Genomic DNA, 15,866 nt, shown 5'->3' on the forward strand with positions numbered 1-15,866 from the left:
CGTTATTCGCCCACCAGCGTGGGGTTCAGGGCGGCTCGGGGGCATCGTGTACTTGAGATGAAGTCTGACGACAGTTTGCAGGGCGGCGGCGGGTTGCCGGACGCCCAGCTGGGCATTTCGGGCGCCGAGGCCCCGGAAGTGCCATCCCAGGGCAGCGATCAAATCCTGGCAGCGATTCAGTATCTCGCCCGCCTCTGGCGCAAACCGGACGCGCGCTCATTCCTGACGGCGGGTCTCCCCCTCGATAACGATCGGATGACGGCGGACCTGATCGCACCCGCGATGGCGCGAATTGGTGTGGTCACCACGAGCGCGACACGGTCGCTGCATGGGTTGGCGGACTATGAGATGCCCGCCATCATGCAGGGCGCCGATGGCCGTTTTCTGATCTGCCTGGGGCGGGAAGGTCGCAAGGCCTATCGCTGCTATGACGCTTCGCGCGGCGAGGAACGGATCGTCGACGCCAAGACGCTTCGCAGCAAGGAGCCAAGAGCCCTGCTGATCCTGACGCCCAATTACGAAATGGTGCAGGAAAATTCCGGCATGCGCTTTGCCCGTTCGGGGCACTGGCTCTGGTCGGCATTCAGGGGCCACGGGCGCAGCATCGTCTATGTGCTGGCCGCCGCGACATTCATCAATATCTTTGCCATCGCGTTCCCGATCTTCACGCTCAACGTCTACGATCGCGTGCTGCCCAATGCGGCGATCTCGACGCTCTGGGTGCTGGCGCTGGGCCTGCTGCTGGTGTTGATCTTTGACATCGCGCTCAAATTGGCCCGCGGGGCGATCATCGATCATGTCGGCCGCAGCATAGATTTCCGCCTGTCGTCGCTGCTGTTCGATCGCGTGCTCAATACAACAATGGATGCCAGGCCCGCCTCCACCGGCGCGTTCGTCAACCGCATCGCCCAATATGAAATCCTCCGCGATTTTCTAGCCTCCAGCACGCTCGTCATGTTCGTCGACCTGCTATTTCTGGGCATTTTCGCTTATGTCATCACCTTGCTGGTGGGATGGCTCGTGCTGTTCCCGCTGAGTGCCGGCGTCATTTCCATCGCCTTCACGCTGGGCATCGGTTGGCTGTCTGGCCGCGCAGTATCGTCCGCGCTGAAAGAGTCTTCGGCCCGCAATTCTATTCTGGTCGAGGCCCTGACGAGTTCGCAATCGGTCAAGGCCTCGCGCGCCGAAGGTCAAATGCTGCGCCGTTGGGAGGCGACTGTGCTTGCCTCGTCCGATACGCAGAACACGATCAAATGGCTGCAGTCGATTGCCACCAACATCACAGCGACGCTGACCCAGTTGTCGATGACCGGCATCATCATCGGCGGCACCTTCATGGCCGCCGCCGGCAATATCACCATGGGCGCCATCGTGGCGGCCATGATGTTGTCGAACCGATTGATCGCGCCGATTTCCATGATTTCGTCGATGTTGCTCCGCACGCGCAGCACCATGGAAGCGTATCGCACCATCGATGCCATCATGAAGATGCCCGACGAGCGCAGCGCCAAGGACGGGTTTTCCGCGCGCAGCGTCAATCGGGGCCGCATTGTCCTCAACAAGGTGCGCTTCGCCTATCCGGGCAGCAAGAACTACGTGCTCGACGGGATCAGCTTTACCGCAGCAGCAGGCGAGAAAATCGGCATCATCGGCCGTATCGGCTCGGGCAAGACGACCCTGGGACGCTTGCTTGTTGGCTTCCACGCGGCCAGCGAAGGCGAAATCCTGATCGATGGCGCCGATATTGCTCAGTACCACCCGGCCGATTTGCGGCGCGGCGTGGGGCTGGTGCTGCAGGATCCCGAATTGTTCAACGGCAGCGTGCGTGAGAACATCTTGATGGCCGATCCCAGCGCCAGCGAGCAGCGCATGCTACAGGCCGCGCAACGGGCGGGCGTGGACGATTTCGTCTCGCGGCACCCGCAGGGCTATGACATGCAGGTCGGCGAGCGCGGCGTCCTGCTCTCTGGAGGACAGCGGCAAGCCGTCGCCCTGGCCCGCACAATGCTGGTCGAACCCAAGATACTGTTCCTCGACGAGCCGTCCAGTTCCATGGACCTGGCGACCGAACGACAGCTCATCGCCAACCTCGAGGCCAGCCTGACGCCGGACCAGACCGTACTGGTGGCAACCCATCGCTATAGCGTGCTGTCGCTCGTCAGCCGCCTGATCGTGCTCGACAATGGTCGTATCGTCGCGGACGGTCCGCGCGACGATGTGCTTAATCACCTCAAAACGCGCGGGGGCGTGTCATGAACGCTCCATTTCGCACCGAGCGGGGGCAGGGACATAGTGTCCTCAGCACGCAGCCGCCGCCGACCGGCTGGCTCTACGTTGTCGTCATTATCGGCGTTTTCTTCGTCGTCGCGCTTGCCTGGGCCTCATGGGCAGAGATCGATGAGATCAGCCGGGCGGAGGGGCGCGTTATCCCATCGGGGAAGTCGCAGATCATCCAAAGTGCTGAAGCCGGCGTCGTCACCGATATCCTGGTCAGGTCCGGCGAACGCGTGAGCAAGGGCCAGCAACTGATTCAGCTCGACGACACCAATACGGCGTCGAGCGCGGGCGAGGTGCAGGCCCGCGTATTGGCGCTCCTCGCGCAAACGACTCGCCTGGCCGTGGAAAGCCAGGCGCAGGATGCTGGCGCATTCATTTGTCCCGCAGAAATTGTTTCATCGGCCCCCCAGATTTGTGACAGCGAAATCCAGTTGCTGACGACCCGCGCGGCCAGTCTGGCGCAGGGCAAGGATGTGCTGATCCAGCGCGTCGAGCAACGCAATCGCGAGCTGGGCGAGGTCAATGCCAATCAGAACCGGCTCACCGGCAACCTGGCTCTGGCGCAGGAGCGGCTTAACCTGATGGCGCCACTTGCCGAGCGCGGGCTGGTCGCCCAAACCACTTATCTGAGCATGCAGAGCGAAGTCAGCGATCTGACTGGCCAGATTGCCGGCGCCAACGAATCCAAGGCGCGCCTCGAAGCCGCCCTCAAGGAAGCCCAACTCCAGGTTGACCAGGTCACGCTGCAGTTCCGTCAGGATGCGCTGGCGGAACTGACGGTCCGCCGTGCGGAACTCGCCAGTGCGCAGCAGCAATTGCGTGGTGCCGAGGACCGCGTGATGCGCACCGATATCCGCTCCCCAGTGGATGGCGTGGTCAATAGCATAGAGGTCAACACCATCGGTGGCGTCGTTGCTGCGGGCACGCGCCTGCTCGATATCGTGCCGATTTCCGACACGCTGCTGGTTGAGGCGCATCTCAAGCCATCCGACGTCGCCTTCATCCTTCCGGGGCAGCAAGCGCGCATCAAACTGACCGCCTATGACTATTCAATTTTTGGCGGGTTGACGGGCGAAGTGACCAATGTGTCGGCCGACAGCATTGTCGATCCCAACACCCGTGAGACCTACTACCTCGTCCAGATCCGGGCCGACAAGGCCGTGCTCGAATATCGCGGGCGCGAATTGCCGGTGCTGCCCGGCATGGTCACCAGTGTCGATATTCTGACCGGCAAGCGCACTATTCTGCAGTACCTGCTGAAGCCTATCAACAAGACCCGGCAGGAGGCGCTCAGTGAGCGATAGTGCCAGGCTGGTCGCCGAGGACCAAGACGCTACAGCCGGCAGCAGCAGACTTGCTCAATTGACGCGCCCCGAATTTCGCACGCTAACCACGCCCAGCGGCCGAAAGGGCGTTCGACTGGAGCAGGTGTTCTGGAACGCCTTGAGTATGCTGAGCGCGGGGGCGGGCCAAAAGCGCTCCCGCTTCGTCGCCAAGATCCTGGAAGAGGCAAACGAGCAAGACATCAATGCCACCGGCGCGATCCGCAGCGCCACCGTGAATCTGTTGATGGAAGAGCTGCAGCGCCTGCTGCCGCTGGCCAATGCCAGCACAATGATCAGCCTGTTGCAGGCCGGTCCCGCGCCGTCCTTTGCGCTCGACAGGCGCAAGAGGCTGGTACAGGCCAATGCCGAATTTCTGCGCTATCTGCGCTCGGTCGGTGGCGCCGTCAGCGGCGCAACGCCGGTCGATGCCGCGCAACTGTCATTGGAGAGACCATTGGAAACGCTGTTCGATGAACTGGTTTCAGGGGGGACGACCGAGTGCGGCATTTCCATTCGCTTCGGCAATCGCGATCGGCGCACGACTGCTCGATTGCTGCTGGTCCCGCCCGCGCCCGCAAGCGTGATCATTGGCTACGTGCTGGCGTGAAATCCTCGCCAATCCTGCGCCGCCTGATGATCCTGATCCAGACGATGACATTGGCGGCGCTGCTCGGCGCCTGCTCCTCCACCATGCAACAGGTCGGCATGGCACCCGCGCCGGCGCCCGAAACACCCATGGTTGCTGAAACGGTCGGCACCGGCCAATTGGTCATTGGTGTGCTGAGTTTCGCAGAGCCCGTGAACCGGTCCGGCGGGGCCGCGGACGCGACTGCGCTTGCCGCCAAGCTAGCAGCGCAGTCCATTACCAAACACCCCGTCAGTGTTGTCATTCGTCCGCAGTCGGACGGCGTTGCCCGCGATGCCGAGGCGTTCCAGGCGGCCAACGTTCGCCTGACAATCGGCGGCAGCGACCCTCGGGCAATTGCGGGCCTGGCCAAGGCAATGGCACCGCGCAAAGTGCCGACGATCGCCCTGGCATCGCTCAGTGATACCGGCAGCCTTCTCTATGGCGCTGGTCTTGCACCGCGTGAGGAGGCCGCCGCCCTCGTCGGCGAAGCCAAGCGGCTCGGCTACGCCAAGGTCGGCATAGTCTTTGGCAGCGATCCGGACAGCGCTAGCTTTGGAACGGCCGTGGCCGACATCGCCGCGGCCCAGGGTATTGCCGTTATCCGCATCGATGTCCTCAACCCCGAAACGTTCCAGGCAGGGCTCGCCGCAGCACTTGCCGCTGGCAAGGTCGATGCGTTGGTTTTCGCCATTGACCCCCAGCGCGCTGCGGGATTGATCGCCGGCAGCGCTCCCGCCGCAATGGCCGGCATCGCCATCGTGGGCAATGCTGGCTGGACCTTGGCGGAACCTCTCCCGGCTGCTGTCCGCAGCTCGTGGTATCCATCGCTGCCGCGCGCCGGCATAACGGCTTTCGCCACGCGTTTTCGGGCCGCCTATAATGCGACACCGACTCTGGCCAGCGCCGTGATCTACGATCTGGTCGTCATGGCGGCGGTGCTGGACCAGGTTGCAGGCGCGGAGGCCTTCAGCGCTGGAACACTGCAAAGCGATCTTGGCTTTACCGGCTTTACTGGTCCCTTTACTTTTGGCGCCCTCGGCCTTGTGCAGTCCCGCAGCTACGAGATTGTTGCCGGTCGCTGACCCTTTCCATCTTGAAGCATATCAGGTTATGCTTGTCGATTAAGGTTAAGTGCAGCTTAAGCGCAAATGCCATATCAGGTTATGCTTTGGCTCTATTTGGAATTTGCTGCCGGTTTTACGTCCCCGTATAAGTCTGGGTTAATTAAGCTTTAATCCGATTGCCGGGGGCCTCCATGATCGAACGTTCCGACTCAAACTCTGATTTCGTTGTCGATACGACGTTGGATACCAATTCGCTGCCGACCGCTGAAATCCTGGTGGCTCAAGCGGATACGGGAGCGATCACGGCGACCGATGCGACGCCGCCGGACGCCGCGGCCACGCAGAACCAGGCAAGCCTGGTGGTCGAAATTGAGAATGGCTCGATACTGCATCTGCCCGAGGGCGCAAGTATTGATGCGCCCCGGATGAATGGCGCCAATCTCGAATTCGTCCAGCCCGATGGCTCCGTCATCGTGGTGCCGAACGGCGCCATCGAAGGCCTGACCATCGTGCTGGGCAGCGTGGAAATCCCGCCCCTCACCGTGGCCGCATTGTTTGCTGCAAGTGATATCCAGACCGCGGCTGGCCCCGCCGGAAATGGTCCGCCGAGCTCCGGCGGCAATTTCGACGTGCTGCCCGCTGGCGATATCGGCAGCGCGTTCACCTATGGCGCTTTGCTCGACGGCACCGACCTGCCGACCACCGAAACCACCGATGAAGAAAGCTTCGACAACAACCTGGCGCCGCGGTTCGAGCTGGCGATCAGCGAAGCCCGCCTCTCCGAAGAGGGCCTGGCCGGCGGCAATGCGGATCTGGATGGCGACGCCGATACCACTAACAGTTCGGTCTATTCGGGCAACCTCAACGCATCCGACCCCAATGGCGATCCGCTGGCATTCAGCTTTGGCGAACCCACGACGGCTGTCAGCTCGCAGGGCGTGGCACTGACCTGGACCGGCGTTGGTACCTCGGAGCTCTCCGGTTGGGCTGGTGAGACCCTCGTCGTCCAGGCGGTTGTATCGGGCAATTCCGGTGCATACACGGTCACGCTTTTCCAGCCCGTCGATCACGCCAACGGCGGCGGTGAAAACGAGTTCCGCTTTGACCTGCCCATCACGGCCACCGATGGCCGCGGCGGTAGCGCTTCGACAGCCATTCGCATCATCGTGGAGGACGACAGCCCGACCGTCGACGTGACGGCCAAGACCGGCGAAGGCGCTCCCCACCTGGTGATTTCGCTGGATGAGGCCGTCGGTAATGGTTCGGGCGAAGGCAACCCTTCGGGTGAAGGTAATCCATCGGGTGAAGGCGGCGGCAACACCGGCGACGATGCCCCGGGCGTGCTTGGCCGGGTGACGACGTCGTTCGAAGGCGGCCTCGCGGCGCTGTTCACCGTCTCCGGCGGATTTGGTGCCGATGGTGCCGGTTCCAGCACCGCCGTGTTCAGCTTCGCCGGCATTCCGGCAGAAGGCCTGGCCACGAATCTGTCGGCTACGCATGGCGGATTGATTACGCTGTTCCTCGAAGATGGTGTGGTCTTCGGCCGCGATGCCGCGGGTGACGATGTTTTCAAGATCGAAATCGTTGGTGCCCCAGGCGCCGAACAGTTGCAGACCACGCTCATCGAAGCGATCGCGCATGGCGGCGGCGAGGGCAACCAGTTCGATCAGACAGCCTTGCTGCAACTGCTGGGGGCGGGCGCCGCTCAACTGAAGTACGAAGTCACGCGCACGGACTTCGACGGCGACACCACCACGCATTCGGCCACGATCGACCTGGTCACGAAAGACTCGTCGGTCATTTCCTTCGAAGATGACAACCCGAGCCTCAGCGCCGTGAAACCGCAGACAGTGGCGGAACTGACAGCGGACGGTGCATCGAACGCCTTTGTGCCGACCACCATCTCCAACGTATCCCTCAACGTGACCTGGGGCTCCGATGGCCCCCACGCCCAGAATCTGGCCTTCACCACGGCAAACGGCGATAGCGGCCTGACGTCGAACGGGCAGGCCATCAATTATTCGATCAGCGGCACCCTGCTCACCGCAGCGGCTGGTGGCCGCGAAGTCTTCACCGTGCAGTTGAACGCCGATGGCTCGTATACCTTTGCCCTCAAGGACAATATCGACCACACGCCCGGCAGCAATAACCAGGAACTGACGTTTGGCTTCCAGGCGACCGATGGGGATGGCGATTCCGTCGCGGGCAGCTTCAAGGTCAATGTGACGGACACGGTCCCCACGATCGACACCACCGAGACCGCGACTGCTTCTGAGTACACCCTGGACGCGGTGCAGCCCGGCAACCTCAACATCGACTGGAACGCCGACGACAATAATAGCGGCACTATCGCCAATCGTAGCGTCGCCTTCGCCGATCTCGTGGCGCCGGCCGACCTGACCTCGGACGGCAAGGCCGTCATCTATAGCTATAATTCCGACCATACAGTGCTGACGGCAAAAGCCGGCACTGAAACCATCTTCACCGTCTCGCTCAGCGACGCCGGCACGGGCAGCTATGCCTTCCACCTCCACGGCAATATCGACCATGTCGTCGGCACCGATACCAGGGAACTTTCGTTCGGCTTCCGGGCGACCGACGCAGATGGCGATTCCGTTATCGGCAGCTTCAAGGTCAATGTGACGGACACTGTCCCCACCATTGGCGCGACCGAGACCGAGACCGTGTCCGAGCAAAACCTGCCGTTTTTCTTTGACGAATCCCACCCAGACGAGAGCGACGCGCTGGTGCAACCCGGCAAGCTCAACATCGACTGGAATGCCGATGACAATAATGGCAACCCTGCCAATCGCAGCGTCGCCTTTGCGGCCGTCGCAGGGCCCGTCGACCTGACCTCGGACGGTAAGGCTGTCGTCTATAGCTACAATGCCCAACACACGGTGCTGACCGCAACGGCGGGCGGCCAAATCGTGTTCACCGTGTCGCTGAGCGATACCGGGACCGGCACCTACACCTTCCGCCTCTATGGCAATATCGACCATGCCGTCGGCACTGATACCAAGCCGCTGAACTTCGGCTTCGTTGCCACCGACTCCGATGGCGATCCAGCCTCGTCCAGCTTTACGGTCAACCTGCTCGACGATCAGTTGAGCCTGGATTCGGTTGGCGTGCGCTATGTCGAAGAAGAGGCACTGCCGCACGGCAACAATGACGCGAGCCCGTTTGGCGTGGAAGTGGCGGGCGCAGCGGCCAATTTCTTCAGCGGTGTTCTCGGCATCAGCAGCCAGATTGGCGCCTCCCTCAACATCTCCTGGGGCAATGACAACTTTAACAGCGCCGTCAATGGCGGCTACAACGGCACCCAGGTGATGGGCGACCGCTCGGTCGCCTTCGCTTCGGGCAATGGCGCGGCACGCGTTCTGACGGTGCCGGAAGTTGCCGGCCTGATCAGCGCAACGGGCGGCAACAATACCCCGGCCTCGCTCACGTCCAACGGCCAGCCGCTGGTCTATACACTGTCCGCCAATGGCACCGTGCTCACCGCTTCCGCCGGTGGCCATGATGTGTTTAGCGTCACACTGTCAGATCAGTCCAACGGCTCCTACAACTTCAAGCTGCTGGGCACGCTCGACCACCCCGTGGCCGCTAGCGGCGCGGATAATGAAGACGTCCTGTCGCTGCGCTTCAACTTCACCGCTCGTGATGGCGATGGCGACGCGGGCACCGGCAACTTCGTCGTTCGCGTCATCGACGACAGCCCCGAAGTCGGCTCAGTTGCCCGCCTGGACGTCAACGAGCTGACGCAAGACGGCTTCTCGAACGCCTTCATTCCGCAGACGCCCGCCGCCGAATCGCTGAGCATCGATTGGGGTGCCGATGGCGCCAAGACCGGTGGTCTGACGTTCACTACCCATAGCGGTGCCGTAAACGGCCTGACCTCCAATGGCACTCAGATTGCCTACACGGTCACCGGCAATGTGCTGACCGCTATGGCCGGCACGCGCGAAGTCTTCAACGTCACTCTCAATAGCGACGGTACATACTCCTTCGTCCTCAAGGACAATATCGACCACACCCCCGGCAGCAACGACAAGCTCCTGAGCTTCGGCTTCCAGGCAACCGACGCCGATAATGACACGGCAACGGGCTCGTTCTCGGTCAATATCAAGGACAGCGTTCCGGTCTTGCTGGCTGGCGTGGCCGATGTCGGCTCGCTTTCCGAAAGCCCGCTGCCAACTGTCAGCTTCACCACCGGCAGCCTCAAGGTCGATCTCAATGCCGATGATGCCAATACCCATGTCGAAATTGCCAAGGACGGCAATGGCAACTATATCCTGCCGCAGGGCCTGAAATCGGATGGCGTTGCACTGGACTATGAGGTGCGCGCCACAAATGGTGGCGATCAGGAGATCGTCGCTTTCAAGCATGGCGAGAGCGTCAACCAGCCCGTGTTCATCGTGGCAGTCGTACGTCCGGGCGACTTTGCGGCGACGCTGTTCCAGAACTTGGATCACGCGCCTGGCAGCAACACGCTGGCGATCAACCTGACGGCTCGCGTCTATGACGGCGACGGCGACTACGTGGATCGCGCCTTCACCGTCAATGTGGCCGATACCGTGCCGGAACTGGTCGGGCAAGCTGACACCGGCACTCTGCAGGAAAGCAGCCTGCCTCAGATCAGCGTCATCACCGGCAGCCTGCATGTCGATCTCAACGCCGACGATGCCAAGAACCACGTCGAAATCGCCAAGGACGTTAACGGCAACTACATCCTGCCGCAGGGGCTGACCTCGGATGGGGTGGCGCTCGATTATGTCGTGCGCACCAGCAATGGCGTCGATCAGGAGATCGTCGCCTTCAAGCACGGCCAGAGCGTCGACCAGCCGGTGTTCATCGTGGCTGTGGTCCATCCCGGCAACTTCGTGGCGACGCTGTTCCAGAACCTGGATCATACGCCGGGCAGCGATAACCTGGCGATCAACCTGACCGCGCGCGTCTATGACGGCGACGGCGACTATGTGGACCGCGCTTTCACCGTCAACGTGGCCGATACGGTACCGGAACTGGTCGGGCAGCCCGACGTTGGCATCCTGGTGGAATCCAGCCTGCCGAACGTGAGCTCGACCTTCGGCAGCCTGCATGTGGACCTCAACGCCGACGATGCCAAGAACCATGTCGAAATCGCCAAGGACAGCAACGGCAACTACATCCTGCCGCAGGGGCTGACCTCTGACGGCGTGGCGCTCGATTATGTCGTGCGCACCACCAATGGCGTCGATCAGGAGATCGTCGCCTTCAAGCACGGCCAGAGCGCCGACCAGCCGGTGTTCATCGTGGCTGTCGTCCATCCCGGCAGCTTCGCCGCGACGCTGTTCCAGAACCTGGATCACGCCCCCGGCAGCGATACGCTGGCGATCAACCTGACCGCGCGCGTCTATGACGGCGACGGTGATTACGTGGACCGTCCGTTCGCTATCAACGTGGCGGACACAGTGCCTGAACTGGTTGGGCAGTCGGATGTTGGAACTTTGGTGGAAAGCGGCCTGCCAACTGTCAGCTTCACCTCCGGTAGCCTCAAGGTCGACCTCAATGCCGATGACAGGAATACCCACGTCGAAATCGCCAAGGACGGCAATGGCAATTACATCCTGCCGCAGGGACTGACCTCCGATGGCGTGACGCTCGACTACGTCGTGCGCACCACGAACGGTGTCGACCAGGAAGTCGTGGCCTTCAAGCACGGCGAGACCGTCGACCAGCCGGTATTCATCGTGGCCGTCGTCCATCCCGGCAGCTTCGTGGCAACGCTGTTCCAGAACTTGGATCACGCGCCTGGCAGCAACACGCTGGCGATCAATCTGACGGCACGCGTCTATGACGGTGATGGCGACTATGTCGATCGTCCGTTCGTCGTCAATGTGACCGATGACGTGCCCACCCTGAGCGCGCCGGTTGGTGACTTCAACCTGCTGACCAATGGCGATTTCGCCGATGGTACCTGGACGGGTGCGGGCTGGGGCGGTGGCTTTGCGACCGAAGCGGTCGGCTGGAAGATCACTGGAACCGGGGGCAATGTGCAGCTGGAATTTGTCCAGGATGGCTATTTGAACATGCACGCCCCCTCGGGTGGCCGCATGGTGGATCTGGGATCTTCGCCGGGCAATACCGCCATCTCGCAGTCCCTTTCGGGCCTGACGGTGGGCCAAGCCTATACCTTGACCTTCGCGATGGGCTCGCCTGATCCTGCCTCCTCGAAGCTTGAAGTGTATTGGAACGGCCAGCTTATTCAGAATTCGTCTGTGTTGGTGACCAACACGATGACGTCCATCATCATCGACGGCCTGCTGCCCGATGCGCAGGGCAATGGCGTGCTGACCTTCAAGGAAGTGGGCACGGCCGACGCCACCGGCACCTATCTGGCCGATATCGGCATCGCGCCGACCGGCGCTGCCGACCTGCCGCTGATCAGCGGTGTAATTGACGAAGACGGTACCGCGACCATCAACCTCGGCGCTCACTTCAGCTTTGGCGCAGACGGCGCCGGCACGGTTTCCGTCAACCCTGCGACCGTCGTCATCACCACGCCGACAGGCACCATCCTTGGCCAGCCCACGATCACGGTCGACCCCGTGACGGGTCAGCTACACGTCAATCCGGGTTGGGGCTTCGGTGGCCTCAGCCAGGGTGAAATTGCCACCATCACCATTCCCTACACGGTCACCGACCACGACGGCGACAGCAAAACGGGCCTCTATCAACTGACCATTAATGGCCAGAACGATCAGGTCTCGACGTCCGTGGGCTTCCCCGATGCCGGCACGATCACCGAATATGCCGAGGGTACGCCGAACGCTGGTTCCTCGGATCCTCGCACTGAATTCGACGCTCCCGCGGGCCATGCCGGCTATAATGGCGGTGGTTTCTGGATCTATGACGACCAGGGCGACACCCACAGCGTGACCGTGACTCCGGGCGCCAATGCGGGCTATCTCGGTACCCTCGTGGCCAATGTCAGCGAAGAAACTGCCAATGACGGCAACGGTTTTGTGACCTGGCGCTATAGCGTCACCGATGCGGCCCTGAACCCGCTGCAGGCGGGTGAGACGAAGATCGAGACCTTCACCGTTCGCGTCAGCGACGGGCATGGCACCTTTGCCGATCGGGTCATCACCGTGACGCTCGTAGGCACCAATGATGCCCCAGTCATCAGCGTCGGCGATGTCGATCATGTCGTCCTGAACGAGACCGATGCCGGGCTTCAGGCCAGTGGTACGCTCAACGTGGTCGATGTCGACGTGAAGGACGTGGTGACCGCAACCGTGACCGGCGCTTCGGCGACCGGACTCGGCGCACACGTCACCGACCAGGACCTGAAGGATTTCTTCAGCATCGGTTCGGGCGCGGTCATCGATGGCACCCACACGACCGGCAACATCGCCTGGGCCTTCAACTCTGGCAGCGAAGCGTTCAACTTCCTCGCTGCCGGTCAGGAAGCCGTAATCAAGTACACCATCCAGGTGTCCGACGGGCATGGTGGCACTGACAGCCAGGACATCGAGATCAAGCTGATCGGCACCAATGACCGGCCAGTGGTTGATCTGAACGGGCTGGATGCCGGCAACAATGGCACCGCGACCGCGGTGGAGCAGTTCCCGCAATATATTCTGAATGCCACCGCCATCACTGCCGCCACGATTTCGGATGTCGACTCGTCGCAAATGAGTTCGATGACGGTGAAATTCGTCGGTCGGCCGGATGGTGCGGACGAAGTGCTGTCGCTGAACCCAGCGGCTCAGACGGCCGCTGCAAATCTTGTGGTGACCTACAACGCCGTATCGGGTGTCCTGACGATCACGGGCGCCGCACCGGTCGGCACCTACCAGACGATCCTGCAGGGCGTGAGCTACATCAACAACAGCGATAATCCGACCGGGACCGGCCATAGCGTCGAAGTCATCGTCAACGATGGCCTTGACAACAGCACAGCGCAGATCGTCGACATCAAGGTCGTTCCGCTTAACGACGCGCCGGTTCTCGCCGGCACGCTGCAGGCAACTGTCGTTGAAGGCGGCATGGTCGTTCTGACGGCTGCCGAACTGGGCTACAGCGATCCAGACGATATCGCTTCCGGGGTCGTGTTCAAGATCTCGGCCCTCAATGGTGGCGAAATCCGCAACGGTGGCGCGCTGGCGACCTCCTTTGCAGCAGACGAACTGGCCCATGGCCTTATCACCTTCGTGCACAACGGGTCCGAGGGCAGCGCCGGCTTCAACGTGGCGGTGGAAGACGGCAACGAGGATGGCTCCACCAACCCCACCCCGGCGTCCTTTGTTGTCCATGTCACCCCGGTCAACGACGCGCCGGTCGCCGTTGCCGACAGTTATACTGTGGACGAAGATCAGGTGTTGGCCGGCGGCGTTCTTGTAAACGACACGGATGTCGATGGGCCGGCTTTGACCGCCGCCCTCGTCTCTGGTCCTGCGCATGGCTCCCTGATGTTTAACCCTGATGGCACCTTCACCTACACGCCTTCGGCCAACTACAATGGTCCCGACAGCTTCACCTATCAGGCGACCGACGGAGCGATTTCTACCGCTGTAACGACCGTCAATCTGACGGTCACCCCAGTCAACGACGCGCCCACGGCGCCTGTCGATACCAATGGCGCCGTCAATGAAGTGGCAGAAAACGCCGCTGCGGGTACGGTGGTGGGTCTGACGGCCCATTCGACCGACGTCGACGATGCGACCGTCACCTACAGCCTCACCAATGACGCTAACGGCCGGTTCGCAATCGATCAGAACACCGGTGTTGTCACCGTTAAGGCTGGCGCCGTGCTCGACTATGAGACGACGACCCAGCATGTGATCACTGTCCAGGCGTCCGATGGCCACGGGGGTGTCACCTCTTCCGACTTCGCCATCGATGTGAAGAACGTGCAGGAAGGCCCGGTGGGCATCGCAAATTCGAGTGCATTCTACGCATTCTCGAACAACAATGCCGCCGGCCCGACTTCCATCACGCTCGACATGGCGACCTTGTTCGTCGGTGTGGCCGCCGGTACGACCTACTCGTTCGAAAAGGTGCGAGTGGGGGAAACCGACGCCTCTAACGGCGACCTTCAACTCAACGGCAGATGGAGCTGGCTGCACCAGACGCTGAACGTGATCAGCGGTAACCCGGATCCGAACGATGCGGACGCTTATATCCTCAAAGTCATTGCGACAGCGCCTGACGGAACGACTGCGTTCACATATGTCGCCCTGACAGCCCTGGCGGACAATGCCACCTCGACAGCTGTTGGCAACGAGCGTGATAACGAGATGATCCTGCCCAGCGGGACGGACGCGGGCGCTGATCTGCATGGACAATCTCGCGTCGACGTGCTGGTCGGCAATGATGGCAATAACACGCTTTATGGCGAGCAAAACCAGGACGCTCTATATGGTGGTGCTGGCGGTGACTATCTGAATGGCGGCTCGCAAAGCGACTTCGTCGCCGGCGGTGCTGGCAACGACACGATCTATGGCGAAGACGGTAACGACATAATCCTCGGTGAAGACGGCGACGATGCGATCGATTCCGGAGCGGGCAATGACATCGTCATGGGCGGGGCCGGCAATGACACCATCTACGGGTCAGACGGCAATGACGTCCTCTATGGCAACGATGGCAATGATCGACTCTATGTCAATTCGGGCGATGATAAGATTTACGGCGGAACCGGCGACGATCTGCTCACCGATGACAGCGGCAACGATACGTATTACTTTGGCATGAAGGACGGGCAGGACGTCATTGACGAAGGCAGCGGCACTGACAGGATCGTCATTACCGCGGCCGGCGCAAAACTCGACGCGCTCAATGCCTACGACACAGTTGCAGGCAAGAACCTGGGTAACCTGGTTATCGAGTTCAATGGCCAGTCCGTCAGGGTTGAGAACCATTTCGTTGGCACCAATGACCGCGTCGAGCTGATCAACTTTGATGGGGCAACCTACAAAGGGTACCACCTTGGGTCTGGCGATTACGCTGTCGGCCGCGACGACGACAGCCCGAGCGTCCGTACGCCACTGAGCACCAATGGCAACGACTTCCTCGTCGGAGAGATTGGCGTCAACAACACGTTCTCTGGTGGCGATGGCAATGATCTGATGTTTGGCGCCGACAAGGTCGACACCCTGTCGGGCGGCCAAGGCAATGACTTGATCATCGGCGGCGGCGGCAACGACATCCTGACCGGCAATGATGGCGACGATATCCTGTGGGGCGGCCTCGGCAACGACACGCTGACCGGCGGCACTGGTAACGACACCTTCGTGTTCAGCGAAGCCGGCGCCGCCAATGCCGACACCATCAAGGATTATGTCTTTGGACAGGATGTGATCGATCTGTCCGACTTGCTGAGCGGCGTTGCCGACGGCCAGAAGGCCAGCCATGTTCAGATCGATGCGGCCGCCAACACGATCTCGGTGGATAGGGGGACCGGCCAGGGCTGGGAGCTTGTCGCGACGATCGAGCCAGTTAGCGTCGGGCACGTTGACATCAAGATTGGTGACGATCTGCCCCATATCCAGCCGATCATCTAACGCCAGAACCGCCTTTCAGGAC

5 protein-coding genes are annotated in these 15,866 nt (G+C 61.5%); all 5 read left to right on the plus strand.

The window, feature by feature from the left end:
* The first annotated feature begins 57 nt into the window (after positions 1 to 57).
* The 5 genes from JWR51_RS00755 to JWR51_RS00775 all read left to right on the plus strand — a co-directional run bounded on the left by JWR51_RS00755 (position 58) and on the right by JWR51_RS00775 (position 15,844).
* Entirely contained in the window at positions 58 to 2,256 is a 2,199-nt protein-coding gene (locus JWR51_RS00755) for a type I secretion system permease/ATPase (RefSeq protein WP_299742267.1), read from the plus strand.
* Entirely contained in the window at positions 2,253 to 3,581 is a 1,329-nt protein-coding gene (locus JWR51_RS00760) for an HlyD family type I secretion periplasmic adaptor subunit (protein ID WP_299742270.1), read from the plus strand. The genes JWR51_RS00755 and JWR51_RS00760 overlap by 4 nt, the downstream gene beginning before the upstream one ends.
* A complete protein-coding gene (locus tag JWR51_RS00765) occupies positions 3,571 to 4,209 on the plus strand; it encodes a ribbon-helix-helix domain-containing protein (protein ID WP_299742273.1) in 639 nt (212 codons plus the stop codon). The genes JWR51_RS00760 and JWR51_RS00765 overlap by 11 nt, the downstream gene beginning before the upstream one ends.
* Complete coding sequence (locus JWR51_RS00770; RefSeq protein WP_299742276.1) at positions 4,206 to 5,312, plus strand: hypothetical protein; 1,107 nt, start codon at positions 4,206 to 4,208, stop codon at positions 5,310 to 5,312. The genes JWR51_RS00765 and JWR51_RS00770 overlap by 4 nt, the downstream gene beginning before the upstream one ends.
* A 173-nt stretch (positions 5,313 to 5,485) precedes the next feature.
* Positions 5,486 to 15,844 carry an Ig-like domain-containing protein gene (locus tag JWR51_RS00775; RefSeq protein ID WP_299742278.1) on the plus strand — a complete coding sequence of 3,453 codons (10,359 nt, stop codon included), beginning with the start codon at positions 5,486 to 5,488 and terminating at the stop codon, positions 15,842 to 15,844.
* Positions 15,845 to 15,866 lie beyond the last annotated feature (22 nt).

This window comes from Devosia sp. (genome assembly GCF_028290625.1).
GTDB lineage: Bacteria > Pseudomonadota > Alphaproteobacteria > Rhizobiales > Devosiaceae > Devosia.